General features: G+C 39.7%; 17 protein-coding genes. 10 read left to right on the top strand and 7 right to left on the bottom strand.

The genetic code is table 11. The features are described 5' to 3' along the window. Positions 1-53: 53 nt before the first annotated feature. Positions 54-437 (bottom strand): cyclic nucleotide-binding domain-containing protein, encoded by a 384-nt coding sequence (locus SKC38_RS05365; protein WP_377975777.1) that lies wholly within the window; start codon positions 435-437, stop codon positions 54-56. A 136-nt stretch (positions 438-573) separates the two neighbouring features. On the opposite strand from SKC38_RS05365, the gene SKC38_RS05360 reads away from it, so the two are divergent. The 9 genes from SKC38_RS05360 to SKC38_RS05320 all read left to right on the top strand — a co-directional run bounded on the left by SKC38_RS05360 (position 574) and on the right by SKC38_RS05320 (position 9,098). After that, positions 574-3,015 carry a heavy metal translocating P-type ATPase gene (locus SKC38_RS05360; RefSeq protein WP_377975775.1) on the top strand — a complete coding sequence of 814 codons (2,442 nt, stop codon included), beginning with the start codon at positions 574-576 and terminating at the stop codon, positions 3,013-3,015. A 68-nt stretch (positions 3,016-3,083) separates the two neighbouring features. Beyond that, positions 3,084-3,236, top strand: a complete 153-nt coding sequence (ccoS, locus tag SKC38_RS05355; RefSeq protein WP_377975774.1) for a cbb3-type cytochrome oxidase assembly protein CcoS — start codon at positions 3,084-3,086, stop codon at positions 3,234-3,236. A gap of 13 nt (positions 3,237-3,249) precedes the next feature. Then, complete coding sequence (gene ccoN / locus SKC38_RS05350) at positions 3,250-5,373, top strand: cytochrome-c oxidase, cbb3-type subunit I (RefSeq protein ID WP_377975772.1); 2,124 nt, start codon at positions 3,250-3,252, stop codon at positions 5,371-5,373. A gap of 4 nt (positions 5,374-5,377) precedes the next feature. Continuing rightward, positions 5,378-5,536 carry a hypothetical protein gene (locus tag SKC38_RS05345; RefSeq protein ID WP_377975770.1) on the top strand — a complete coding sequence of 53 codons (159 nt, stop codon included), beginning with the start codon at positions 5,378-5,380 and terminating at the stop codon, positions 5,534-5,536. Between the two features lie 33 nt (positions 5,537-5,569). Next, a complete protein-coding gene (locus tag SKC38_RS05340) occupies positions 5,570-6,307 on the top strand; it encodes a cbb3-type cytochrome c oxidase N-terminal domain-containing protein (RefSeq protein WP_377975768.1) in 738 nt (245 codons plus the stop codon). Positions 6,308-6,325: 18 nt separating this feature from the next. Beyond that, entirely contained in the window at positions 6,326-6,544 is a 219-nt protein-coding gene (locus SKC38_RS05335; RefSeq protein WP_377975766.1) for a YgaP family membrane protein, read from the top strand. A 37-nt stretch (positions 6,545-6,581) separates the two neighbouring features. After that, positions 6,582-7,976, top strand: a complete 1,395-nt coding sequence (ccoG, locus tag SKC38_RS05330; RefSeq protein WP_377975764.1) for a cytochrome c oxidase accessory protein CcoG — start codon at positions 6,582-6,584, stop codon at positions 7,974-7,976. After that, entirely contained in the window at positions 7,969-8,430 is a 462-nt protein-coding gene (locus tag SKC38_RS05325; RefSeq protein WP_377975762.1) for a FixH family protein, read from the top strand. Before ccoG ends, SKC38_RS05325 begins: the two co-directional genes overlap by 8 nt. A gap of 2 nt (positions 8,431-8,432) precedes the next feature. After that, positions 8,433-9,098: a sulfite exporter TauE/SafE family protein gene (locus SKC38_RS05320; RefSeq protein ID WP_377975760.1), complete on the top strand. Its 666-nt coding sequence runs from the start codon at positions 8,433-8,435 to the stop codon at positions 9,096-9,098. On the opposite strand, the gene SKC38_RS05315 is transcribed toward SKC38_RS05320, so the two are convergent. From SKC38_RS05315 to SKC38_RS05290, 6 genes are all read right to left on the bottom strand, one after another. Continuing rightward, the gene (locus SKC38_RS05315; protein WP_377975758.1) at positions 9,095-10,156 is read right to left on the bottom strand and encodes a response regulator; all 1,062 of its coding nucleotides are present in this window, start codon (positions 10,154-10,156) and stop codon (positions 9,095-9,097) included. The genes SKC38_RS05320 and SKC38_RS05315 overlap by 4 nt on opposite strands. Beyond that, positions 10,131-11,375 carry an ATP-binding protein gene (locus SKC38_RS05310; protein WP_377975756.1) on the bottom strand — a complete coding sequence of 415 codons (1,245 nt, stop codon included), beginning with the start codon at positions 11,373-11,375 and terminating at the stop codon, positions 10,131-10,133. Before SKC38_RS05310 ends, SKC38_RS05315 begins: the two co-directional genes overlap by 26 nt. A gap of 114 nt (positions 11,376-11,489) precedes the next feature. Then, a complete protein-coding gene (locus SKC38_RS05305) occupies positions 11,490-12,017 on the bottom strand; it encodes a T9SS type A sorting domain-containing protein (RefSeq protein ID WP_377975754.1) in 528 nt (175 codons plus the stop codon). A gap of 7 nt (positions 12,018-12,024) precedes the next feature. After that, the gene (locus SKC38_RS05300) at positions 12,025-20,805 is read right to left on the bottom strand and encodes a hypothetical protein (protein ID WP_377975752.1); all 8,781 of its coding nucleotides are present in this window, start codon (positions 20,803-20,805) and stop codon (positions 12,025-12,027) included. Positions 20,806-20,826: 21 nt separating this feature from the next. Beyond that, positions 20,827-21,546, bottom strand: a complete 720-nt coding sequence (locus SKC38_RS05295; RefSeq protein ID WP_377975750.1) for a hypothetical protein — start codon at positions 21,544-21,546, stop codon at positions 20,827-20,829. Positions 21,547-22,494: 948 nt separating this feature from the next. Next, positions 22,495-23,547 carry a helix-turn-helix domain-containing protein gene (locus SKC38_RS05290; RefSeq protein ID WP_377975749.1) on the bottom strand — a complete coding sequence of 351 codons (1,053 nt, stop codon included), beginning with the start codon at positions 23,545-23,547 and terminating at the stop codon, positions 22,495-22,497. Between the two features lie 293 nt (positions 23,548-23,840). Here SKC38_RS05290 and SKC38_RS05285 point away from each other — a divergent pair. Beyond that, positions 23,841-24,949, top strand: a protein-coding gene (locus SKC38_RS05285; RefSeq protein WP_377975747.1) for an IS3 family transposase whose coding sequence is annotated in 2 segments (ribosomal slippage) — positions 23,841-24,090 and positions 24,090-24,949 — 1,110 coding nt in all. Because the reading frame shifts where the segments join, the coding sequence is not laid out codon by codon here. Positions 24,950-24,976: the final 27 nt, after the last annotated feature.

The following is a 24,976-nucleotide window of genomic DNA, read 5'->3' as shown; positions in this document are numbered from 1 at the left end:
TGCCAGACAAAATCCAGCAGGTGCTTAAACCCATTTAACTTACCACTCTATATTTATACTTTGACGGTCTGCAAATCAAGTTGGCTTGTAAACTCCAACATCATCGATTCGAAATAATCTTTTGCATGGTCAAATTCAGTAATCAATTGATTAAAATAGGCTCGATCAAAAACGAGAAACTCGGACTTTTCTGTAGTCATTGCCGTACACGCATATTTCCCAGCATGTAATACTTCCTGGATACCAATGAAAATAGGCTTATTAGCGATTAACAAGCTCTTATTTTCATTGGGCCATTCAAGTAAAATAGAACCACAGTGTAAGTAAAATACAAATTCAGCCTTCTGACCTTGGCGGAACAAAAATTCATCGGCGAGATATTTAATCTCGATCCCACTCGCTAATACCTTTTTTCCTGTTTCCAAAAACTGTTCCATGCCTCGTCATTTTGACAGTTCAAAAGTAGGAGCATAATCTGATAAGAATTATGACAATCATCAGGTTAATTGGTGTGATTTATCACATAAATCCACTACTTTTTCAATCATCTTTGTCTTCATAAGGTATTGCTATATGCTAATTGAACTTGACAGTCCAGTAATTGAAAAGAAAACAGCATGTTTTCATTGTGGTGAAACTTGTGATGAGGAAATCATTCAATACGACCAAAAGTCATTTTGTTGCCATGGATGCGAGCAGGTTTACAAGTTACTTTCCGAAAATGCATTAGGCGATTATTATACTTGCGACATTAATCCTGGCAAAGCTCCATCAGCCCAAAATTTCGATTTCCTAAATCATCCCCATTTCCGAGATCAATTAATTAGTTTTTCGAATAAAGGGATTTCAAAAGTACATTTTCATTTACCTGCAATCCATTGCCGTTCTTGCCTGTATTTATTAGAGAATTTAGCGAGAATAGAGCCCGCTGTGGTGAAATCAAATCTAAATTTTGGTAAGAAGGAATTAACTGTTTGGTTTACGGAGGGCCAAATTGACCTTGGCAGTTTAGCAAGCTTATTGGCCCGTTTGGGATATGAGCCTTTGATAGATTCAGGAGAGGAGCAGGCCCAACAAAGGAAGCTCTCAAGCCAACAAAATCAATTGTTTTTAAAATTGGGCATTGCTGGATTTTGTGCTGGCAATGCGATGCTTTTTAGTTTTCCAGAGTATTTAGGAATTGAGTCAGGAAGCTTAAAAAGCTTGTTTGGGTATATCAATATCGCATTAGGTAGCATCGCTGTATTTTATTCGGGTTCAGATTATTTCAAAAATGTCTGGTCGCATTTGAAATTAAAAAAGTTGACAATCGAGCTACCGATCTTATTAGGTATATTAGTTGGTTATTTAAGGAGTGTTTACGAGGTTTTCTCTCATACAGGCGCGGGCTATATCGATTCAGTTTCGGGTCTTTTATTTTTTCTTTTAATTGGAAAATGGTTCCAACAAAAATCCTTCGATTTTCTTTCTTTCGAGCGGAATTACAAATCCTATTTTCCTTTAGTTATCAGTAAGCTAATTCAAGGGAAAGAGCAAACATGTCCTTTGGAGGAAATCGAAGTTGGCGATCACCTTATTATTCGAAATCAGGAAATCATACCAGCCGATGCCATATTAGTAAAAGGTAAAAGCCAAATGGATTATAGTTTTGTCACAGGTGAAAGTGAATATATTACCTTAGAACCTGGCAATTCGATGTATGCCGGCGGAAGACATCAAGGGGAATTGATTGAGATTGAAATCAAAAAAGCGTTAAACCAAAGTCATCTCACCCAATTATGGGAACAACAGGCTTTTAAAGACCCCAATCACAAAACGGAAAATTGGGAGAACTTTGCTAATCAAGTAGGGGCGTATTTTACCCTTGTACTATTGAGTTTAGCCGCAGTGGTGGGTGTTTATTGGTTCCAACATGATCCTAGCAAATGGCAAAACGCAGTTGTCAGTGTATTGGTCATTGCTTGCCCATGTGCTTTGGCTATTTCATATCCTTTTGCACTAGGACATGGCATTCGTTGGATGGCAAAATTCAATTTCTTTATCAAGGATATTCAAGCTTTCGAACGGATGTCACAAGTAGACACTCTTGTATTTGATAAAACAGGTACCTTAACATTACATCAAGACGATCAACCTACATTTCATTTAATTCGGGAATTAAGTCCATTGGAAAAACGCGTCATCTTTTCGATGGTCAACCAATCAACACATCCTTTATCTAGGCAATTAACGAAGCATTTCCAGGCAGAAAAATTGAACAGCACCGAGCCTTTGGAATCCATCATGGAAATTCCGGGAAAAGGGATAGAAGCGCAACAGGGTGGAATAAAATACCAAGTTGGCCACGCGCGCTTCACGGGACATGCACTTGAAAAGCATCAAGATTTTATCCGATCGGAAAGTCAATTATTTATTCGAATCGGGGAGGAGCCTATCGGTTACATTGAATTTCCTTGGCAAAATCGAGAGGGAGTCGAATATATGATTCATGCCTTGCAAGCAAATTATGAGGTTTATATGCTTTCTGGAGATAAGCAAAGTCATGCCGAGTCTTTGTTGGATTGGTTTCCTAATGAATCATACTATCAATTTGAATGTAGTCCATTGGATAAAATGCAATTCATTCAATCGCTACAGGCGCAAGGTAAAAAAGTAGCGATGATTGGGGATGGCTTGAATGATGCAGGTGCATTAAAGCAAGCACAAGTAGGGATAGCGATATCTGAAGATCATTTACATTTCACACCTTCTAGTGATGCAATCTTACAAGGAAAACAACTCATTCATTTACCGGTATTCCTCAAATTTGCCCGATTTGGCCTACAGTTAATTAAGGCTAGCTTTTTATTGTCATTGGTCTATAATCTTTTTGGCTTAAGCTATGCGATACAAGGCACCCTATCACCGCTCATTGCAGCCATTCTGATGCCCGTAAACTCACTCAGCATGCTCTTCATTGCCAATATCGGCATGAACCTGAAGGGCAGAAGCTTAAAATCATATATAGAAAAATGAAAAGTTGACAAAGGTCATAATTTTATTAAAGTAAAAAGCGGAATTTTGATTAGCTAAATAAGAAGATTATGGAAATTATGTACGTCATGATTGGATTGAGTTTACTGATGGCCATTGGATTTTTGGCTGCATTTATTTGGTCGATACGTACGGGTCAGCAAGATGATTTAGTTACACCGAGTATGCGTATTTTATTGGAGGAAAAAGAGCAAAAAAATTAACAAATAAACGCTTATGAGCACAAATACTACCACGTTAGAACAGTTTTCTTATGACAATAAGATCGTTCGAAACTTTGCCATTGCTACGATCATTTGGGGTATCGTAGGTATGTTGGTCGGTGTAATCATCGCCACCCAACTCTTTGAACCAGCGGCAAACATCACCCAATATGGCTCATTCGGCCGTATTCGTCCATTACATACCAATGCGGTTATTTTTGCTTTTGTGGGGAATGCCATCTTTGCGGGTGTTTATTATTCCTTGCAACGACTATTGAAAGCGCGTATGTTCAGTGATTTCTTATCAAATCTCCATTTCTGGGGTTGGCAATTAATCATTGTATCAGCGGCGATAACATTGCCTTTAGGTATTACGACATCGCATGAGTATGCAGAATTAGAATGGCCGATAGATATTGCGATTACGTTGATTTGGGTGACTTTTGGTGTAAATATGTTTGGTACCATCTTCAAAAGAAGAGAGCGTCATTTATATGTAGCCATTTGGTTCTATATCGCAACTTTTATTACAGTTGCAGTTTTGCACCTGACGAATTCTATGCAATTGCCTATTTCGGCATTTAAGTCTTATTATGTTTATGCTGGTGTACAGGATGCTTTGATTCAGTGGTGGTATGGCCACAATGCAGTTGCCTTTTTCTTAACAACACCATTCTTGGGCTTGATGTATTATTTCTTACCTAAAATGGCGAACCGTCCCGTGTATTCATATCGCTTATCGATTCTACACTTCTGGGCCTTGATCTTTATCTACATCTGGGCAGGACCTCACCATTTATTGTATTCGAGCTTACCTGATTGGGCACAATCATTAGGCGTTGTGTTCTCGATCATGTTGATCGCTCCATCTTGGGGAGGTATGATTAATGGCTTGTTGACATTGCGTGGCGCATGGGATCAAGTACGTGAAAATACAATCTTGAAATTCATGGTTGTGGGAATTACCTGCTATGGTATGGCGACTTTCGAAGGTCCGATGTTGAGCTTAAAAAACATTAATGCGATTGCCCACTTCACCGACTGGATTGTAGCACACGTTCACGTGGGAGCTTTGGGTTGGAATGGTTTCTTAACCTTTGCGATGTTATACTGGTTGGTTCCTCGCATTTTCCAAACAACGCTCTTCTCTGAAAAATTAGTTAAGACGCACTTCTGGATTGGTACCATTGGTATCGCCTTGTATGCCATTCCGATGTATATTTCAGGATTTACACAAGGGATGATGTGGAAGCAATTTACTGCCGAGGGCACATTGCAATATGGAAACTTCTTGGATACAACCTTACAAGTTTTACCAATGCACATGATGCGAGCTGTGGGAGGAACTTTATATTTAGTTGGGGCAATCATCATGGCCTACAACTTATTCAAAACCATGGCACAGGGATCATTATTAGCGGATGAAGCGGCTGAAGCAGCACCATTAGCTATTGATGAACAACCAGAAGCAGGCGCACACTGGCACCGTTGGATTGAGCGCAAGCCGATTCAATTATTGGTTGCGTCTTTGATTATGATTTTAATTGGATCCTTGGTCGAATTAATCCCAACATTCATGGTAAAATCAAATGTCCCTACGATTGAGGCAGTTCAACCTTATACATCTTTGGAATTAGAGGGACGTGATATTTACATCCGCGAGGGTTGTGTCGGTTGTCACTCGCAATTGGTTAGACCTTTCCGTTCCGAAACAGAGCGTTACGGGGAATTCTCAAAATCTGGTGAATTCGTATACGATCATCCGTTCTTGTGGGGATCGAAGCGTACGGGCCCCGATTTGCATCGTGAAGGTGGAAAATACCCAGATTCGTGGCATTATCACCACATGCGTGAACCGCAGTCGATGTCACCAGGTTCTATCATGCCTGCTTATGGAGTTTTATATGAGCAAAGCTTAAATACTTCTCAGACACAGGACAAATTGAATGCCATGAAAAAATTGGGTGTTCCTTATTCAGATGCACAAATTCAACATGCTGTGGTAGATTTAAATAAGCAGGCGAAGGAAATTCAAGTACGTTTGGCGGGAGAAAAGATTAAAGTGGGGGCCGACAAAGAAATCATCGCTTTGATCGCTTATCTACAACGATTAGGTACTGACATCGCTAAAAAATAAAGATATGTTTAAGCAATTTATATCCAATATCCCAGGGGCAGACTCCTATATGATATTCTCCTTATTAACCTTTATGGTATTTTTCACGGCAGTGGGTATCTACATGTTTTGGATGGACCGGAAGCATGTGGAACGGATGAAGAACCTTCCATTTGAAAAATAAAGAAATCGAACTATAGAATTAAAATCGAATATTATGGCTTTAACATTTATGGAAATATGGCTGATTAGTTTGATCTTTTTGACGGGGATCATCATTTTGGTTGTGACATTGCAACTGAATGCAGCATTGAAAAAACTATCCAAAGATCCTCAGGCGGTAGCAGAGGATGAATTGTCATGGTGGGAAAAGTTCAAAGGATTAAAGCCACTGGAACAGGAGCGTGAGTTAATCATGGAGCATACCTATGATGGGATTGCAGAATTGGATAACCCGACGCCCCCATGGTTTATGTATTTGTTTTATTCTACGATTATTTTCGGATTTATCTATGGGGCATATTACCATGTATACCAAGATGGCAATATCCAAGAAGCAGAATACAAAACGGAAGTTGCAGCTGCCGAAAAAGCACGCGAAGCTTACATGAAGCAATTTGCAAATTCTGTTAATGAGGACAATGTTGTCGTAGTTAAGGAAGCAAAAGATTTAACAGAAGGGTCACAGATTTATTCGACAAATTGCGTAGCTTGTCATGGTGATAAGGGTCAAGGAGGCGTAGGTCCAAACTTGACTGATAAATTTTGGATTCACGGTGGTGGGATCAAGGATTTATTTAAAACAATCACGCACGGTATTCCGGAGAAGGGGATGATTGCTTGGGAAAAGACATTAAATCCTTTGCAAATTCAAAAAGTAGCTTCGTATATTTTAACATTACAAGGTACTAATCCTCCAGGAGCCAAGGAACCACAAGGAGAAGAAGTAAAATAAACCTTAACAAATATACGTATGAGAAAGAATGTCGGTAAAATGGATCGAGTAGTTAGAATAGCAATCGCAGTTGTATTGTCAATTTTGGCCTATTCAAAAATAATCCCAAGTGATTTCGCTTTGGGTGTTTACTTAGTTGCTGTAATCATCGCATTAACGGGATTTATTCGATTTTGCCCACTCTACAAAATCTTACATAAAAGTACCTGCCGAGAGGAACCTCCACATATTAGTTAATTAAAAAAGGTCCGGTGAAATTCGGACCTTCTTTTTTATGTCAAATTTCAATATTGATAATGATGATTTTCGAAATCATCTCTATAATCAAACCAAAGACGGTAAACGTCTCTGGATCTATCCGGGACGCATAATAGGTCAATTCTATAAATTAAGAAGCTATTTTTCCTATTTATTATTAACACTATTATTTGGATTACCTTGGATTGAATATAAGAATCAACCCATCTTTTTGTTTAACGTACTCGAGCGCAAATTCATCTTTTGGGGTGTGCCTTTCTTTCCGCAGGACTTTCATTTAGTTGCATTAGGTTTGGTTTGTTTTCTGATCTTCATCAGTCTGTTTACCGTTTTATTCGGTCGAATATGGTGTGGATGGGCATGCCCACAAACCATTTTCATGGAAATGCTCTTCCGTAAAATTGAATATTGGATCGAAGGGGATGATAAGGCCCAAAGACGCTTGAACGAGTCGCCGTGGACAAATGAGAAAATTCTCAAAAAAGGCAGCAAGCATAGCTTGTTTCTCATTTTAGCTTTTGCGATATCCAACACCTTTTTAATGTACATTATTGGGAAACAGGCATGGTTACAAATCGTACTAGGCAATCCCATTGAACATATCAAAGGATTGATCGCGATGCTCATCTTTACAGCTGTTTTCTATTTTGTGTTTGCGCGCTTCAGGGAAATGGTATGCATGGTCGTATGTCCTTACGGTCGTTTGCAAGGCGTATTGTTAGATAATAATTCCATTTTGGTTCAATATGACCATGTCCGAGGGGAGCCACGAGGCAAAGTTTCCAAAACAGAAAGCAAAGGGGATTGCATCGATTGTCACTGGTGTGTGCGGGTTTGTCCTACGGGGATTGATATACGAAATGGCAGTAACCAACTAGAATGCATCGGGTGTACAGCTTGCATTGACGCTTGCGATGCGGTCATGGAAAAGATCGATAAACCGCAAGGTCTCATCCGATACGATTCATTGAATGGAGTGAATTCCGGCACAAAATTAAAATTCACAACAAGAATTGGAGCCTATACGGGCGTATTAGTACTGATCATAGGGATTTTGGTGTTTATGTTGGCCACCCGAAGAAACTGGGAATCCACCTTATTGCGCACACCGGGAATGACATTCCAAGTGGACGAAAAATTGCATACCGTGAGCAATATTTATAATTTAGAAATTCTGAATAAATCGATGGAAGATCAGGCGTTTGAGGTGCATGTCGACAAGCCACTTGAACTTATTTGGATAGGCAAGGGGATAGGTAACATTGAAAAAGGGAAACAGGTTAAAACGGAGTTTTTCATTAAGGCCAAAATTGGCGCTTGGAAGCAAGGCGAAAAAATCCCTATTCATATCCGAAATGATCAAGGACAAGAAGAAACATTAAAAACTAGCTTTATTCAACCAGATGAGTAATAATCAACAAAAGAAAGGGTTTCATTGGGGACATGGAATCATTATCACATTCGTCCTATTCGGTGCATTCATGGCCTATTTTTACATCAATATGTCGCACGAAAAAATCGAATTAGTAGGGGAAAACTATTATGCGGATGGACAAGCATACCAAGAAAAAATTAACCTACAGAATCAAGCGATACCTGCTACCCAACAAATTCAGGTAAAATCCATTGCGAATGATCAATTTATCTTGATCCAATTACCTGCAGGATGTGATTCGGCGAATGTACAGTTTTTCAGACCCTCCAATGCAGCTCAGGACAAAACGATAAAATGGAATTCAAAAGACGGTTTAAACTGGACTTTCCCAACGGATTTTTTAGTTGCAGGACCTTGGAAACGTAGTGTCAGTTGGTCCGTTGCTGGAAAATCCTACTTACAAGAAGATCGTATATTCATTTCTAAATAGTCATGGACTCCTGGTATTACGCATTTTTTATTGGATTAGCGGGCAGTTGGCATTGCGCCATCATGTGTGGTCCGCTTATGCAACAAATTGAGCAAAGGAGTAATCAAAGAGGGCGCATGCTGATCTATACGCTCGGCCGCTTATTCATGTACGGAATATTGGGTTTTTCCGTCGCTAAACTCGGTTCCATTTGGCTTTTTCCTTCATGGTGGCATATTTATTATGTATTTGCGGGACTGGTGCTCGTCTTATTACTGAGTAAAAAATTAAGTGACAATCTATTTAAACTACTGCATAAGTCGGTGGGTCAAAAACTTATTCAGCTTGGCAAAAAACTAGGGGCTTTGGGCTACTTTTTCTTAGGGATGAGCAATGGATTATTACCCTGTGGGCTTGTTATTGGAGGACTAAGTATTGCATTGTTACAATCAAATGCGTGGTTTGGAGCCTTAAGTATGCTATCCTTTGGAATTGCAACCTTACCCGCCTTAAAATTGAGTCTTTGGGGTATTCAAAAAATCACCCGTTTTAGCGCTTTATTTCAATATTTAGGTTGGGGCATCGCCTTTCTATTGCTCTTTCGGGGAGCATGGGGAATAGCCATGACGCAATCGGCTTATTTACAGCATTCGCCAATAAGCCCAATCATTTGCCATCCTTTTTCTTAGAATTTCAAATTCGCGAGAAGCTCAGGTTTGAGAATGGTCATTTCGGCACCTTTGACGTCGATTAGACCTTCCTTTTTGAAATCACTTAATGTACGAATAACCGATTCAGTAGCCGTACCCACGCGTGAGGCTAGGTCTTCGCGGGAAAGGCGCATGGTAACGGGACCATCCGCTGAATCGCCATAGGTTTTGACTAATTCCACCAAAGCTTGAGCAACGCGTTTGCGAAGTGACTGATAGGCCATGGAGAATAAGATGGATTCATTTTTCAACAAATATCCGGTCAATGCTTTCCGGAAATGAATCTCGATATGAATATTATCGTGTAATTTTTCATTGAATTCGCGCACTGGAATACTTAAAATTTGGACTTCTTCTAAGGCTTCTGCCGACTCGCGGTACAATTGATTTTCAAGAATATCAACAAAGCCAAAAAATTCACCTGGCTTGACAAAGGAGGTGATAAAGTATTTGCCTTCCCGATTCGTATGATAGGTTTTTACTTTCCCCTTTACTAAGTAATACAAACGATTAGGGGAATCACCCTCAGAGTAGATGATGGATTTTTTGGATAGGTTCTGTTGTTTTTTCTCCGCGTTGAAGTGTTCAAAATCCAAAAAAGCCAGTGCTTCTTCAGCAAAAGCTAAATCTGCCTGATTCAACTGGGGATCTGGGCTAACTGAGGGACGCTGTTTCTTCAGTCGAGATTCAATGGCTTTGAGTAGTTCAACTTCTTGAAAAGGTTTAGTCAAATAGTCGTCGGCACCCATTTCCATGCCTTTTCGCATGTCTGCCCGTTCTGTTTTGGCAGTTAGGAAAATGAATGGAATGCGAGCTAATTCCGGTTGATTGGAAAAGACTTGCAAAACACCGAAACCATCTAAATTGGGCATCATGATATCACAAATCACGACATCGGGTAAAATGCTTTTAGCTAGACGAACCCCTTCGATGCCGTCGGAAGCTGTTTCGACCTGATAACCTGATAATTCCAATAATTCGGCAGTATTCTCGCGAATATCGACATTATCTTCAATGATGAGTATTATAGTTGGCATAGCTTAATCGGGGTAATGAGATGGTCAATGTAGTTCCTAATCCAAGTTCACTTCGTAATTTCAGTTCTCCTCCGAGCAGTCGCATGTAGCGATCCATTAGGTGAAGCCCAAGTCCAGTTCCGGGGATAACATTTGCGTTTCCACCACGGAAGAAGCGTTCAAATAAGTGTTTTTGATCGGCTTCGCTGATGCCAATTCCTTGGTCGATGATTTCCATGTAAAGTGATTGATCATGCATCGAAGCTTTCAGAAAAACGTCTTTTTGCGAGAATTTAAGCGCGTTTGATAATCCGTTCAACAGTACTTTACGCAACATCGAAGTATCCGAAACAAAATCGTTTAAATCGTCTTGAAGGCTCAGGGAAATTTGTTGGCCCGGCCTACGCATCCCATCCACTTCGGTTACTAAATCACTTAAGAATTCGCTTACCACAAATGTATCAGGTCGAACTTCTACTTTACCGGCTTCTAATTTGCCAACGGACAAAAATTCTTCGAGTATCTCAGTCAAATGGGCGACGGATGATTTAATCCGTTGGATGTGTTGGCTTCGTTTGGGTTGGTCTTCCGACAACATATATTTCTCAATCAGAGAAGCCGACGAAAGGATGGAGGTTAGTGGAGTTCTAAATTCATGCGAAGCCATGGAGACAAAACGCGTTTTGAGGTCACCTAACTCAATTTCCTTTTGAAGAGACAATTCCAATTCTTTGGTTTGAATCTCTAATTTTTCGAGGGTATTTTGTAGTGCTTGGGTACGGGATTCTACTTCAGCTTCGAGCGATTCGTTCAATTGGTTAATTTCTTGATTTCGCAGAATTAATTCCATTTCCACTTTGCGCTTGAGTGTTACGTCGCTGACAAAGGCGATGTAATATATTTGGTCGCCGGATTTAAAGTGGCTTAATGAAATTTCAATGGGAAAGAGGGATTCGTCTTTGCGTTTGGCTTTCAGGTCAAGACCTACACCCATAGGACGAGAGACAGGACTGTGATTAATTTTACTTAAATGGCCTTCGTGTTTGTGCTTCAGGTGATTAGGAATTAAAATAGAAATATTTTGGCCTAATAATTCCGCTTCAGAATACCCGAAGAGTCGGTGCGCAAACTCATTCGAAAGAATCATTTCAAAAGAGGCATTGGTGACGATAATACCGATGGACGCCTCGTGAAAAATGGCTTCAAAATGCGCAGGAAGAGGGAATAAAGCAGATGACATATAACGCGATTAGCCTTCAATTTACAAAATTTAAAAGCATGGGGCAAAAAAAAAGCTAACTCTCAAAGAGAATTAGCTTTCGGGGATTCCTAGTTCTAAAAATAGCTTAAAATATTATAATTCTTTAATTAAAATCATGGTTGTCGGTTTCCCTTTTTGAGTAATGTGTAAAATATATTGTCCGGATCTCAGCATTCCTAAATTCGTAACATCAATCAGTTTCGTGAGGTTTGGAAATGATTTTTCATAGATAGGGTTCCCGACGAGATCAAAAATGGAAATTTGCGTGGGGTAATCTACTTCCTCAGATAACGATATGGTCACATGGTCAAGGAACGGATTAGGATAGGCGGTAAAAGTGATCATTGCGTCTGGATCTTTATTTGTGTTCGTAACCGAAGCAATGGGTTGTGTTTTATAACTTACACCAAATCCAGGTTGTTTAAAACCCTGTCTAATGGCTAATTTCCCATTCGAATAGGTCCCAGCAACGCTGGTTTGCCCAACCACATGCGAAAAATACTGGCCATTTAACATTTTGGTGGCGCCCCCGCCGCTAATAGTTGAGTTCATCAACTTTTGAGCGTGAGCGCTTACACCAATTATTAAACAGAGAGCACAGAGTATTAAGAGCTTTTTCATGGTGTTATTAATAAATGGAGGTTTTTTCACTATCCAATGTTATATCTGTAACGCGTATATAAACTAAACGAGAAGTACCCGCAGGAACAATCATACTAGATGGAACCTTGGTTACTGTAGAATCTTCCACATCGATGGACAATGATTGGTTTCCACCATTTACGATTAATACTGTTACAATATCACCTACTGTTGCATTAGGCAATGCCTTAACTAATCCGGATGATCCATTTGCTTTAGGAATCTTGATTGTTTTTGTGCCAGAAGTAGAAGTTCCCACAAAAATTCCTGCCTCTAATACTTGTGTAATAGATAAAGTTGTACTACTCGAACTTGTACTAGGTGCTGTGGGCTTATTAATGGTAAATCTCGCGTTGCCAATTCTTACCCCATTTCCATTGGAAGTACCAGCCTTTCCAACAGTTACTTCGGTCGATTCTAGAGTAGAGTTAACAAATTCAGTCGTAGCAACTTGAGTCGTATTCGTTCCTACAGAAGCTGTAGGAGCGAGAGGTGTGCCTGTAAATGTTGGCGAAGCCAAGTTTGCTTTCAATGCATCCGCACGATCCACATAGGCTGTTGTCGCTATTTGCGTCGAATTAGCACTAGCAGAAGCCGTTGGTGCAGTAGGTGTACCCGTCAATGATGGCGATACCAAATCAGCTTTCAATGCATCAGCGTTGTCCACATATGCAGTTGTAGCTAAATTAATAGAATTGTCGTTTGCAGCTTGGGTAATACCTGTTGCTGAAGCAATTGCAGCATCTACTGTAGATTTAACAAACGCTGTCGTAGCCACTTGTGTCGTATTTGTTCCTAAAGCAGCCGTTGGAGCAGCAGGTAACCCTGTAAATGTTGGAGATACCAAAGGTGCTCTTGTAATGATTGAATTATCAACATAAGCTTTGTTCACCTTTGCCGCCAAACCTCGTGTGACAAACAAAGTACTTGCGACACTTGAAGTTGAGTCCCCTGAATTTTGAGTCACCGCAATAGTCCCAGTAGGCAAGGAAGGTATTCCTGTAAATACCGGTGAAGCTAACGTAGCTCTCAAGGCAACCGAGTTGTCAACATACGCTTTACTTACTTTTGAGGCTAATCCATCTTTCACAAATTTCGTTGTTGCGATTGTAGCTGAACTATCATTTGAAGCTGCTGTTGGCGCAGATGGTACACCGATGAAAGTAGGTGATGTCAAGTTTGCTTTCAAAGCGTTTACTCCATCCACATAAGCTTTATTCGTTTTTGACGCGATCAAAGATTTGACGAATGCTGTCGAAGCAATAACATTCGAACTATCTGTAGCTAAAGCCGTTGGAGCTAAAGGAGATCCTGTAAAAGTAGGGGAGACCAAATTCGCTTTTGCAAGGAGTGCGTTATCCACATAATTCTTGCTAGTCTTAGCCACCAAACCTTTGGCAACAAATTCTGTCGTCGCAATTTTTGTAGATGAATCTCCCAAAGCTTGCGTTGAAGCTGCGATTGCTGTGGCAGCAGAACCTGTTGTATTTTGATTCAAAATAGGAAAGTCGGCGGCTTCTGCAATCGTTGGAATACCTGTCCCCGTCGTATTTTTCAAGATCCCTGTACCTAATCCGGCCAATGAAACACCATTAATTTTCGTAACAATCGTTGCATTTTGTGTTCCTGAAACATCTCCCGCTAAATTTCCTGTGAATCCAGCTGAGTTACCTAAACTGTAATTAGGAATATTCAATGTAGAACCTGTCAGCGTTGCGGCTCCACTTGAACCCGTTGAGCTCAGCGTAATCGCATTTTGTTTGGCATTAAATGTATTCCAATCGGTAGATGCCAACAAACCATTTGTGTTTGTGTTCGCAATCGAAACACGTGCAGTCAAGTCGGCAGGTAAATTTGCCAAAGGAAGAATTCCAGTTACTTTAGACGTAAGGTCGATTCCGCCGGCCAACATACCATTGGTAACTTTTCCTGTACCGATTGTTGCCACGCCACTTACGTGATCGGAACCATCAAATGCAGAACTTGTCCAGGTTACATCACCGGTCATGCCGATTGTTTTGGCATTAGCCAATTTCGTTGCTGTGCTAGCATTACCCGTTAAGGCACCTGTGAAATTTGTTGCTGAAACGGAAGTTAAACCAGTCAAGGTTGTTGTCGAAGCACCTAAATCCAAAGTCGTCGAACCGATTGATACAGATTTATTGACAAGGTCTTCATTCGTTACCGTACCATTGATAATTTCCGTCGAGCCAATGGCATTGGATCCAATCGTCGTGATTCCAGCTTCGTTGATCGTCACATCACCCGACATTGCGACCGCAGCGGCTACATTCGATGCGTCACCGACGATAATATTTCCACTCGTTAACGTAGAACCAATAGTAGAAACACCAGCAGAAAGGGTCGTTTGAAGCGTAGAAAGGCTAGCGTCAACTTTCTTAGAAAGTGCTAAACGAGCGGCTGACTCTTTTGCAATTTCTGTTTCTCTTATATTTACTTCTGCCAAAATTGCGTTCGCATTCGCATTTATCGAAGCTGAATTTGTAGCTAATTTTGCTTCGTGCGCTGCAATCGCGGCGTTGTTATCTGCAATAGAAGCAGCGTGTGAAGATAAACTTGCATCAATCGCAAGATTCTTAGCATCTTGGGAACTTTTGTTTGAATTAATTGCGGAAGTATTTGCGGCAATTGTTGAACCCTGTGTTAATATGTCGGCAGCATGACTTGTCAAACGACCCTCGATCTCTGTGTTCTTAGCATCCTGAGTTGATTTATTGTTGGCAATCACAGAACCCTGAGCACTCAATTGATTCTCTATTGTCGTATTCTTAGCATCTTGAGCACTTTTATTTGCGCTAATTTCAGCCGTATTCGAAGCAATAGCAGATCCTTGTGATGCGATTTCAGACGCATGACTAGCCAAACGACCTTCAAAAACAGTATTTTTACTTTCTTGTGCCGATTTATTGTTGGCAATTGTATTTCCTTGAGTAACCAATAATGCATCCAATGCTGCATTTTTAGTATCCTGGCTATTTTTATTGGCCAAAATAGCAGCGGAATTAGACGCAATCGTTGTTGCGTGTGAGGCGATATCCGAAGCTTGGCTGGTCAATCGGCCTTCTATTTCAGTATTCTTACTATCCTGCGTATTTTTATTTGATAGGATAGAAGCCGCATTCGTTGCAATTGCAGCACTGTGAGTTGAGATATCAGCAGCTTGATTTGCCAAACGACCATCTATTTCAGCATTTTTCGAATCCTGTGTATTTTTGGCGGCCAACATAGCTGCTTCACGAGCTGATTTTTCAGCTGCAATTCCGGCAAGACGTGCAGCACTTTCGGTTGAAATTGCAGACTCGCGAGCCGTACGCTCAGCAGAAATTGCCGCTTCGCGATCTGATTTCTCAGATGCTAATCCAGCAACACGTGCAGCACTTTCTGTAGAAATGGCTGTTTCACGAGCTAATTTTTCAGCATTTACAGCAGCCTCACGATCCGATTTTTCAGTTGCTAGGACAGAAGCTTGGCTTGTAAATTTGCCATCGATTTCAGTGTTCTTAGCATCCTGAGCTAATTTATTCGAACTGATTGTTGATTCATGTCTAGCAATTTTTGAATCCAAATCAGCATTCTTCGTGTCTTGTGCATTTTTAGCAGCCAACATAGCAGCTTCTCGATCCGACCTCTCTGTCGCAATTCCAGCAACTCGAGCAGCACTTTCGGTTGAAATTGCAGACTCGCGAGCCGTACGCTCAGCAGAAATTGCCGCTTCGCGATCTGATTTCTCAGATGCTAAAGCAGAAGCCTGGTTTGTAAACTTGCCATCAAATTCTGTGTTTTTAGCGTCCTGAGCTAATTTATTCGAACTGATTGTTGATTCATGTGTAGCAATTTTTGAATCCAAATCAGCATTCTTCGTGTCTTGTGCATTTTTAGCAGCCAACATAGCAGCTTCTCGATCCGACTTCTCTGTCGCAATTCCAGCAACTCGAGCAGCACTTTCCGTTGAAATAGCTGTTTCGCGAGCCGTACGCTCCGCAGAAATTGCCGTTTCGCGATCGGATTTCTCTGTTGCTAAAGCAGAAGCCTGGTTTGTAAACTTGCCATCAAATTCAGTGTTTTTAGCGTCCTGAGCTAATTTATTCGAACTGATTGTTGATTCATGTGTAGCAATTTTAGAATCCAAATCAGCATTCTTCGTGTCTTGTGCATTTTTAGCAGCCAACATAGCAGATTCACGATCCGACTTCTCTGTTGCAATTCCAGCAACTCGTGCAGCACTTTCCGTTGAAATAGCAGACTCACGAGCCGTACGCTCCGCAGAAATTGCAATTTCGCGATCGGATTTCTCTGATGCTATTGCAGATGCCTGGCTTGAAAACTTGCCATCGATTTCTGTGTTTTTAGCATCCTGAGCTAATTTATTCGAACTGATTGTTGATTCATGTGTAGCAATTTTTGAATCCAAATCAGCATTCTTCGTGTCTTGTGCATTTTTAGCAGCAAACAATGCCGCTTCACGATCAGACTTCTCTGTTGCAATTCCAGCAACTCGTGCAGCACTTTCTGTTGAAATAGCTGACTCGCGAGCCGTACGCTCCGCAGAAATTGCCGTTTCACGCGCTATTTTTTCAGCATCAAGTGCCGATTTTACATCACCATTTGCAACCGTTAAATTAGCAATAGCGGCATCACGATCTGATTTTTCTTTTGCTAAACCAGCTACTCGAGCTTCACTTTCAATTGAAATAGATTTTTCACGAGCTAATTTCTCAGCATTTACCGCATCCTCGCGATCAGACTTCTCAGTTGCTAGCGCAGAAGCTTGGCTAGTAAACTTGCCATCGATTTCGATGTTTTTAGCATCCTGAGCTAATTTATTCGAATTGATTGTTGATTCGTGTAATGCAATTTTTGAATCCAAATCAGCATTCTTCGTGTCTTGTGCATTTTTAGCAGCTAACAATGCCGCTTCACGATCAGACTTCTCTGTTGCAATTCCAACAACTCGTGCAGCACTTTCCGTTGAGATAGCAGACTCACGAGCCGTACGCTCCGCAGAAATTGCCGTTTCACGCGCTATTTTTTCAGCATCAAGTGCCGATTTTACATCACCATTTGCGACCGTTAAATTAGCAATGGCAGCATCACGATCAGACTTTTCTTTTGCTAAACCAGCAATACGTGCTTCACTTTCCGTTGTAATAGCTGTTTCACGAGCTAATTTCTCAGCTGCTAGCGCAGAAGCTTGGCTAGTAAACTTGCCATCGATTTCTGTGTTTTTAGCATCCTGAGCTAATTTATTCGAACTGATAGTTGATTCGTGCAAAGCAATTTTAGAATCTAAATCTGAGTTCTTTGCGTCTTGTGCAGTTTTAGCAGCTAACAATGCCGCTTCACGATCAGACTTCTCCGTTGCAATTCCAGCAACTCGTGCAGCACTTTCTGTTGAAATAGCTGACTCGCGAGCCGTACGCTCCGCAGAAATTGCCGTTTCACGATTGGATTTCTCTGATGCAATTGCAGAAGCCTGGCTTGTAAACTTGCCATCGATTTCTGTGTTTTTAGCATCCTGAGCCAATTTATTCGAACTGATTGTTGATTCATTTGTAGCAATTTTTGAATCCAAATCAGCATTCTTCGTGTCTTGTGCATTTTTAGCAGCCAACATAGCAGCTTCTCGATCCGACTTCTCTGTTGCAATACCAGCAACTCGAGCAGCACTCTCTGATGAAATCGCCGTTTCACGAGCCAACTTCTCAGCATTAATTGCCGACTCTCGATCAGATTTTTCCGTTGCTAGGGCAGAAGCATGGTTTGATAATTTCCCTTCTAATTCTGTATTCTTAGCATCTTGGGATGTTTTGTTCGAATTGACCAAAATAGAAGTAGCCGCTATCGCAGACTCGTGTTCCGTATCTTTGTCGGAAGAACGTTTTTTCTCTTCTGAAATCTCATCTCCCAAGCCATTTTCACGACCTATCGCCCGTTGCTTTTCCTTTTCTATTTCATCTTTTGTATCATCATCACCACTTTTTACTAACGAAGTTGCATAATCCACTAAAGACTTAACGGTTGGGTATTTGATATCAGAATCCTTGTCTTCCAAAACGTTTTTCGACTTATTCACAAGATCTTCTTTCAAAGCCTCTTTCGCCAAAGCACGCGTTTCCTCCGCTTTTACTAAGCTTTCTGTGTTCGAAGTTTGAGCATCTACATAAGTCTTCACCGACTTCACCGTAGGATATTTATCGTCCGAATCTTTATCAGTTGTAACATCTTTCGACTTATTCGCTAGATCTTCTTTCAAAGCCTCTTTAGCCAAAGCACGCGTTTCCTCCGCTTTTACTAAGCTTTCTGTGTTCGAAGTTTGAGCATCTACATAAGTCTTCACCGACTTCACCGTAGGATATTTATCGTCCGAATCTTTATCGGTTGTAACGTCCTTCGACTTATTCGCTAGATCTTCTTTCAAAGCCTCTTTAGCCAAAGCACGCGTTTCCTCCGCTTTTACCAAACTTTCTGTATTAGAAGTTTGGGCATCAACATAAGTCTTCACCGACTTCACTGTAGGATATTTATCGTCCGAATCTTTATCGGTTGTAACGTTTTTCGACTTATTCGCCAAATCTTCTTTGGAATCTTCAGCAAGCATCGCACGAACTTTTTCAGCTTCTACTAATCCTTCGTTAGAAGTAGATTTCGTATCGATGTAACTTTTTACGGATTTGATGGTTGGGTATTTTTCATCTGAATCTGCATACTTGACAAAATCATTTGTTTTGTTCGACAATGACTCTTTTTTATCAAATTCCGATTGTGCCGCGATTGAAATAGGTTTATTCGCATCAGAGGTATTATCAACAAGATTGATTTCTAAGTTTTCACGAGCTCCCGCTTTTGAAGAGGCACCCGTTCCTCCGTTTACTAAACTTAATTCACCTGTTAATTTAGAAGCTGAAACTGACTTGATTTTCGCATCCGTGACATTTTCATTCAAAATTTTGGCAGTCGTGATTGCGTCAGTTTTTACTTCAGGCGCATCGTAAGTCCCACTCAAATCACCTTTTAATTGGATCAAACCAGCATCTGTACTTGTCGCGTTCGGTAATGTTATTGAGCTTGATTTCTCTCCGCCAGCAAGGGTAATGACGTTTTTGGCATCATTTAAACTGATGGACTGTTTCTCCACAGTCAATGAATTAATCGTTGCATCATTCACGAATTTACGCACCGCCAAAACAGTAGGAAACAAATTAACATTTGTCTCATCCACTTTAATTTCATCCGTTTTATTCGCTGAATTTTCTTTGTTGGCCAAACCTGGAACCGTCGGATTATCCGATGTTCCTCCCAAATCACCCTTCAACTGCACCAAACCCGCTAATGTACTTGATGCATTTGGCAAAGTGATAGAACTTGGCGTTTCACCTCCGGTTAAGGAAATCACATTTTTTGCATCGTTCAATGCAATTGCTTGTTTCTCAACGGTCAACGAGTTGATCGTCGCATCATTCACAAATTTCTTAACCGCTAAGACTGAAGGAAATAAATTGGCATTCGTTTCATCCTGCTTAATTACATCCGTTTTGTTAGATTTCTCCTCTTTGGCACTGATATCAGCCGCAAGACTTTTTCCCAAAGTCGTTTCATCGACATAGTCTTTAATTGCTTTTACTGTAGGATATTTGTCATTTGATGTTCCGTCAGTGACCACATTGGTCGACTTATTGGCTACATCTTCTTTGCCATCAATGATGAGTTGTACATCAGAACTTAACGCAGCTTCAGTCACAAATTGCTTGACCGCAGCCACTGTCGGATAATTTACATTCGGATTTTTATCCGTTTTGATATTGACAGATTTGTTTTGTTTATCCTCTTTACCATCAACAGTTGTTTGTAAAGCAATTCCTAACGTCGCTTGATCCACATATTCTTTAACCGCTTTTACAGAAGGATATTTATCATTACTGTTTCTATCCGATTGCACGCTGGTTGATTTATTTCCCAAATTTTCATAGCTATTCACAACAGCTTCTACTTTCGCTTGGGTGATGACCATTTGATTGGACACATTCGTGATTTGATTTCCTTGATTGGTGATTTGATTACCCTGATTAGTAACCGTTACGGAAATATCACCAAGCTTTTGATTCGTTTGCGCAATAACTTTTTCATTATCTGAAATAGCTTGATTAACAATCAAAAACTTAGAAATCGCATCCTTTTGATTTTGATCAATTTCATTTTTGATTGGATCCAAATCCTTGTTGACAATATAACCTACGTCATTATTGAAGTAGGAGAGGGTAGTGGGTGTATCACGCACATTCTTGTATTCAACGGATTCAGCATACAAAGCATAAGCCGTGTAATTAAAAGGCTGAACACTGGCAGTGGAAAAGTTCTTCCCAGCATCAAAACTCAAATCGACACGTAATTGCTTAACATTCGCATCCCACTTGATCGCATCAAAAGTTCGATAGGTTGCTGTAGTCGCCTGCGTGGACAAACCAGAAGCGGAACCAATTAAACCATTACCAATCGTCAAATTGATTAAACCATATTCATCCGTGGTTGCTTGATGAAATTCTTCATAATCGACAGAACCCGATTTGGACAAAAGGGTAAAGCGAACATTGACCTTGCCGTTCTTCAATGGCTGGCCTGTAATCGATGTACCTGGAATCTCAATAGGCTTGGGATCCATGATAACCGCTTGATAATTCAGGCTTTTCGTTTGCCCATAGGACAAAATGGGAAAAGCCAAGAGACAGATTAAACGTAGATAATTTTTCATGTTTTTAGAACGTTTGGGTAATTACTTAGAAATCTTAATACCAAAACTGATGGTATCATTGAGGAAATTTAAAGTTGGCTTCCCAACTTGATTAGGGTGAAAAGTTTGCATTCGATTGTATTCCAAAAATGCGCTAATGCGATCATTTAGTTTTTTATGTACTTGAGTAGACAAACCTGCAAATAGCTGAATATCAGCGAATTGGCTATCTTTAGTTAAATCAATATATCGGCTAGCTAATGCTTGGTTTCCCTGAATTAATTTAAAGCCAGCAAGTCTACTGTGAAGACTAACAGACCATTTTTTAAAGGAAGGCGAGTAGATCCCCAAGCCTCCAGACAATCCGACATAATTTGTTTGATAGGAAAAGGCGATGTTTTGATCATCACCTACCGCATTGATTTGATTGGCTTCTACCTGTACATCTAAATGCACTAAGGATAAGAATTTTGCTAATCCCTGTCGCTGTGAAAAATAAATGGCCTTTTTACTCGAAGAACTGTAATTATTCGTCGTATCCAACAATAGAAATTCTGATCCGATTTGAAATCTAGATCCAGAACCTCTTTTTAGGAAATCCACGTCAACACCATCTGAATTTTTAAACAGATAGGTTGAAACATTAGTCCCTACAGACAAATTGTAGCTCTGGGCTTTTATGTCACCAATAATCCCGCACACAATCGCGAAGGCTATTAGCATCAAAACCAAAGCTTTGATGTAAAAGAGTGAAATTTTCATTGCGTAATTTTTTTAAGTTTTTAGAACAGTTAAGTCGTCGGACGAGAGCCAAAGAATTATGAACTCTTTTATCTCATTCGTTGAGACAAACCTACAGTAATAAAAAAGGCCCTAAAAGCGCTAAAAATGTGTGTTTTGGACTAAAACTAAAATCTAGTACATGAGATTAAGTACATGAGATTTAAAGAGGGGCGCTGTACTGTATTTTATTGAAAGCAAGTCCAAAAAAATATATAGGTAAACGTGATATCACATTGTTTCGTTAAAAAAAATGAGATGTGTCAGGTATTGGAAAGGGAATTAATTCCAATTATTTGATAAAATAGGCTTGTATTGAAACAAAAACTGATCGAAAATCCGCTAAAACGAAGCAATTTGCTTTAAAATCTGCCCATTTAAGCGCTATTATTTGCTTAAAATTCCGCAAATCGCTGTAAGCTGGGAGTTATTAATTACTTATTATTGACTAAAAAACCATAAACAATCGTTTTTCAGATTCCTACTTCAAAATTTTGTTCGTTAAAACACCCAATAAAGCAGCCCAGCTGTAAGCAAAATGACAGGTATAAGCCCTTGAGAATCGAATATTTGCAGACTAAGAAAGAATTTATCTGAAATTGGGGAAGCAAATTGAACATTAGACATTGAACATTAGACATTGGTCATTTGACTTTGGATCTTGGATTTAAAACCATTAATGTAGAGACGCGATACCTCGCGTCTGTTTATAATGAAGAGTGAAGAGTGAAGGAAAGCTCCAGACTTAGGACTGCAGACTTCGGACTATGGACTCCGGGAATTCGGATTACAGACTTCGGACTACAGACTTCGGACTACAGACTTCTGACTCCGGACTATGGACATCGGACTTCGGACTATTATATACATGAAAAAATCCCTTTCAATAGCACATCGAAAGGGATTCGCGAATAAAATCTAATAATTACACTAACTAAAGCCTAGTGTTATAACCATCGAGTCCTGGTGAACACTTTTTAAATATTCTGAAGGGGTTAAGCCTGTCTTTTTTCTAAACGAATTGACAAAATTCGACCTAGAGAGAAATCCACACGTATAGGCTATGGATTCTAAGGTTAGATTTTTAGCCTTTCCATCTTTTATTAATTCCATAGCATATTCGATCCGCGCATTATTTTTCCAATCATTAAAATTAATCCCAAGGTAATTATTGTAGTAAGCGGTTAATTGATGATAGGGAATATTAGTATCCTGGGTAATAATAGATAATGTAAAACCCGGTTGGAGGTAAGGCTTTTGCTGAAAATACTCAGCTAATTTGCGCGAGATCATTACATTGGTACTATCTGAATCAGAAGATTCAGCGACCAAATTACGGATAGGCGCTTGTGCATAGTCATTAAATACCAGTTTCTCCGGCGCGTATTCCTTTTTGATAATCTTTCTACGAATCCCTCCATACACCACACGTGGGAAAAAGAAAATGGAAGAATTCAAAAACAACAAAAACAAAGTCGGCACAAGCATAAACAACTTTACCTCATTCACATCCTGAACTTTGTATGCGCCATGCTGCGCAAAAAGGCCAATTAAAAAGGATGTCAAAAAATTCATGCCGGCACAAATAATCAAAAGCAAGTACCAATTCAAATTGGATTGGGAATTTGATTTTTCATTTGCGATGAAATGATCCTTATGATTGAGGTAAATTTTTAAAGCGGCAAAGCAATAGATAAAACCAATAAAAGGTCTAAACAACAAATTATATTGAATTGGAAATAATAGGGTCTTAAGCTGAACTAATTTAAATGGATTCAAAATAAGTGCCCGGATAAATTCAATCTTGACATCAGCACTTAATAATAAATGAGGCGTAATATTAATGAAGGAAATAAGAAATGGTAATAAATGAATCAATTCATCTCGCTTAAAATGCTCGGGCTCATCAGGCACCATCGATTTCTTTATGTATAGGAACAGGATCGGAGCAGAAAGATTGAACAAAGGGATAGCTCCAGGCATGAAGTAATACAATATAAAAGGGTGATTTACATAAAAGATAAAATTTCGGGTAAGGGAAAAAATACTTACCGTTAGAAAAAATAGACTTAAATAAATGTTCAATTTATTTTCTATACTGGTGTTGATTATCAATAATGCAGACACCATTAAACCGAAAAACGAAACAATTTCGAACATGTAATCGTATTTATATTAGAACACAGAGTAAGCAGTGACCTGTTACCAAAAAACTGTACGATTTTAAACTAGAGGATTTCGGGTATCAAAACGAAAAAAAAAGTTAATTTGATGCCATGAAAAAGTCAAAATTCACAGAGCCGCAGATCATATTTGCTATAAAGCAATATGAATCAGGAACCCGCGTAGAGGAAGTTTGCCGCCAGTTGGGAATATCCCAAGCCACCTTTTTTAATTGGAAGAAAAAGTATGGTAATTTAGGAATTAGTGAGCTTCGCAAGCTTCGCCAATTGGAGGATGAAAACAATCAATTGAAGAAGTTGGTTGCGGATTTAAGTTTGGACAAACAGATGTTGCAGGATGTGATAAAAAAAAAGCTCTGACGACAACTTATCGAAGAGAATTGTCAGAATGGCTCATTGAAAATTATCGAATTTCTGTAAGCAGAGCTTGTATGTGTATGTTATTGGCTCGGTCGATATATTATTATACATCCAAACCTAGGGAAGATCGTTTGCTGAGAATGCGGATACATGAAATTGCCAATACACGTATTCGATTTGGTTTTAGAAGAATCTGCACAGTGCTTCGTCGCGAAGGATTTGCTGATAATCATAAGCGAATTTACCGCATCTATAAGGAGGAAGGCTTGAATTTAAGAAGAAAGCGTCCTCGCAGGAATAGATCAGGTGCTCATCGATTAGAACGAGTAGAAAACACAAGTATTAACAAGGTTTGGAGTATGGATTTTTTGCAAGATGCATTGTATAATGGAACGCGATTTAGAATTTTAAGTGTAGTGGACAACTACAGTAAAAAATGCTTGCAATTATTCGTAGGCAAATCGCTTAAGGGACAGGATGTGGCTGACCAATTGGAGCAAATAAAACAGGATGAAAATTGTATTCCAGATCGGATTCAATGTGACAACGGTAGTGAATTTATTTCCAAGGAGGTGGATAGATGGGCATATGAAAATAAGGTGACTATTGATTTTTCTAGACCAGGAAAACCCACAGACAATCCGTATATTGAGTCGTTTAATGGAAAATTTAGAGATGAGTGTCTTTCCATCAATTGGTTCTTAAATTTAGAGGATGCGAAAGAGAAAATTGAAGCATGGAAATGGGATTACAACCTTTTTCGACCACATAGTTCATTAAATAATTTAAGTCCGCAAGAATTTATTATATTACATGAAAATAACCCCGAAACTCCAGTTTAGGTTGTACATACCACGGGGAGCAGGTCA

Origin of the sequence: Aquirufa echingensis, assembly GCF_042714525.1 — a bacterium.
Taxonomy (GTDB): Bacteria; Bacteroidota; Bacteroidia; order Cytophagales; family Spirosomataceae; genus Aquirufa; species Aquirufa echingensis.
Note: the sequence above shows the minus strand (reverse complement) of the source record. Positions and strands in the feature narration are given on the sequence as shown.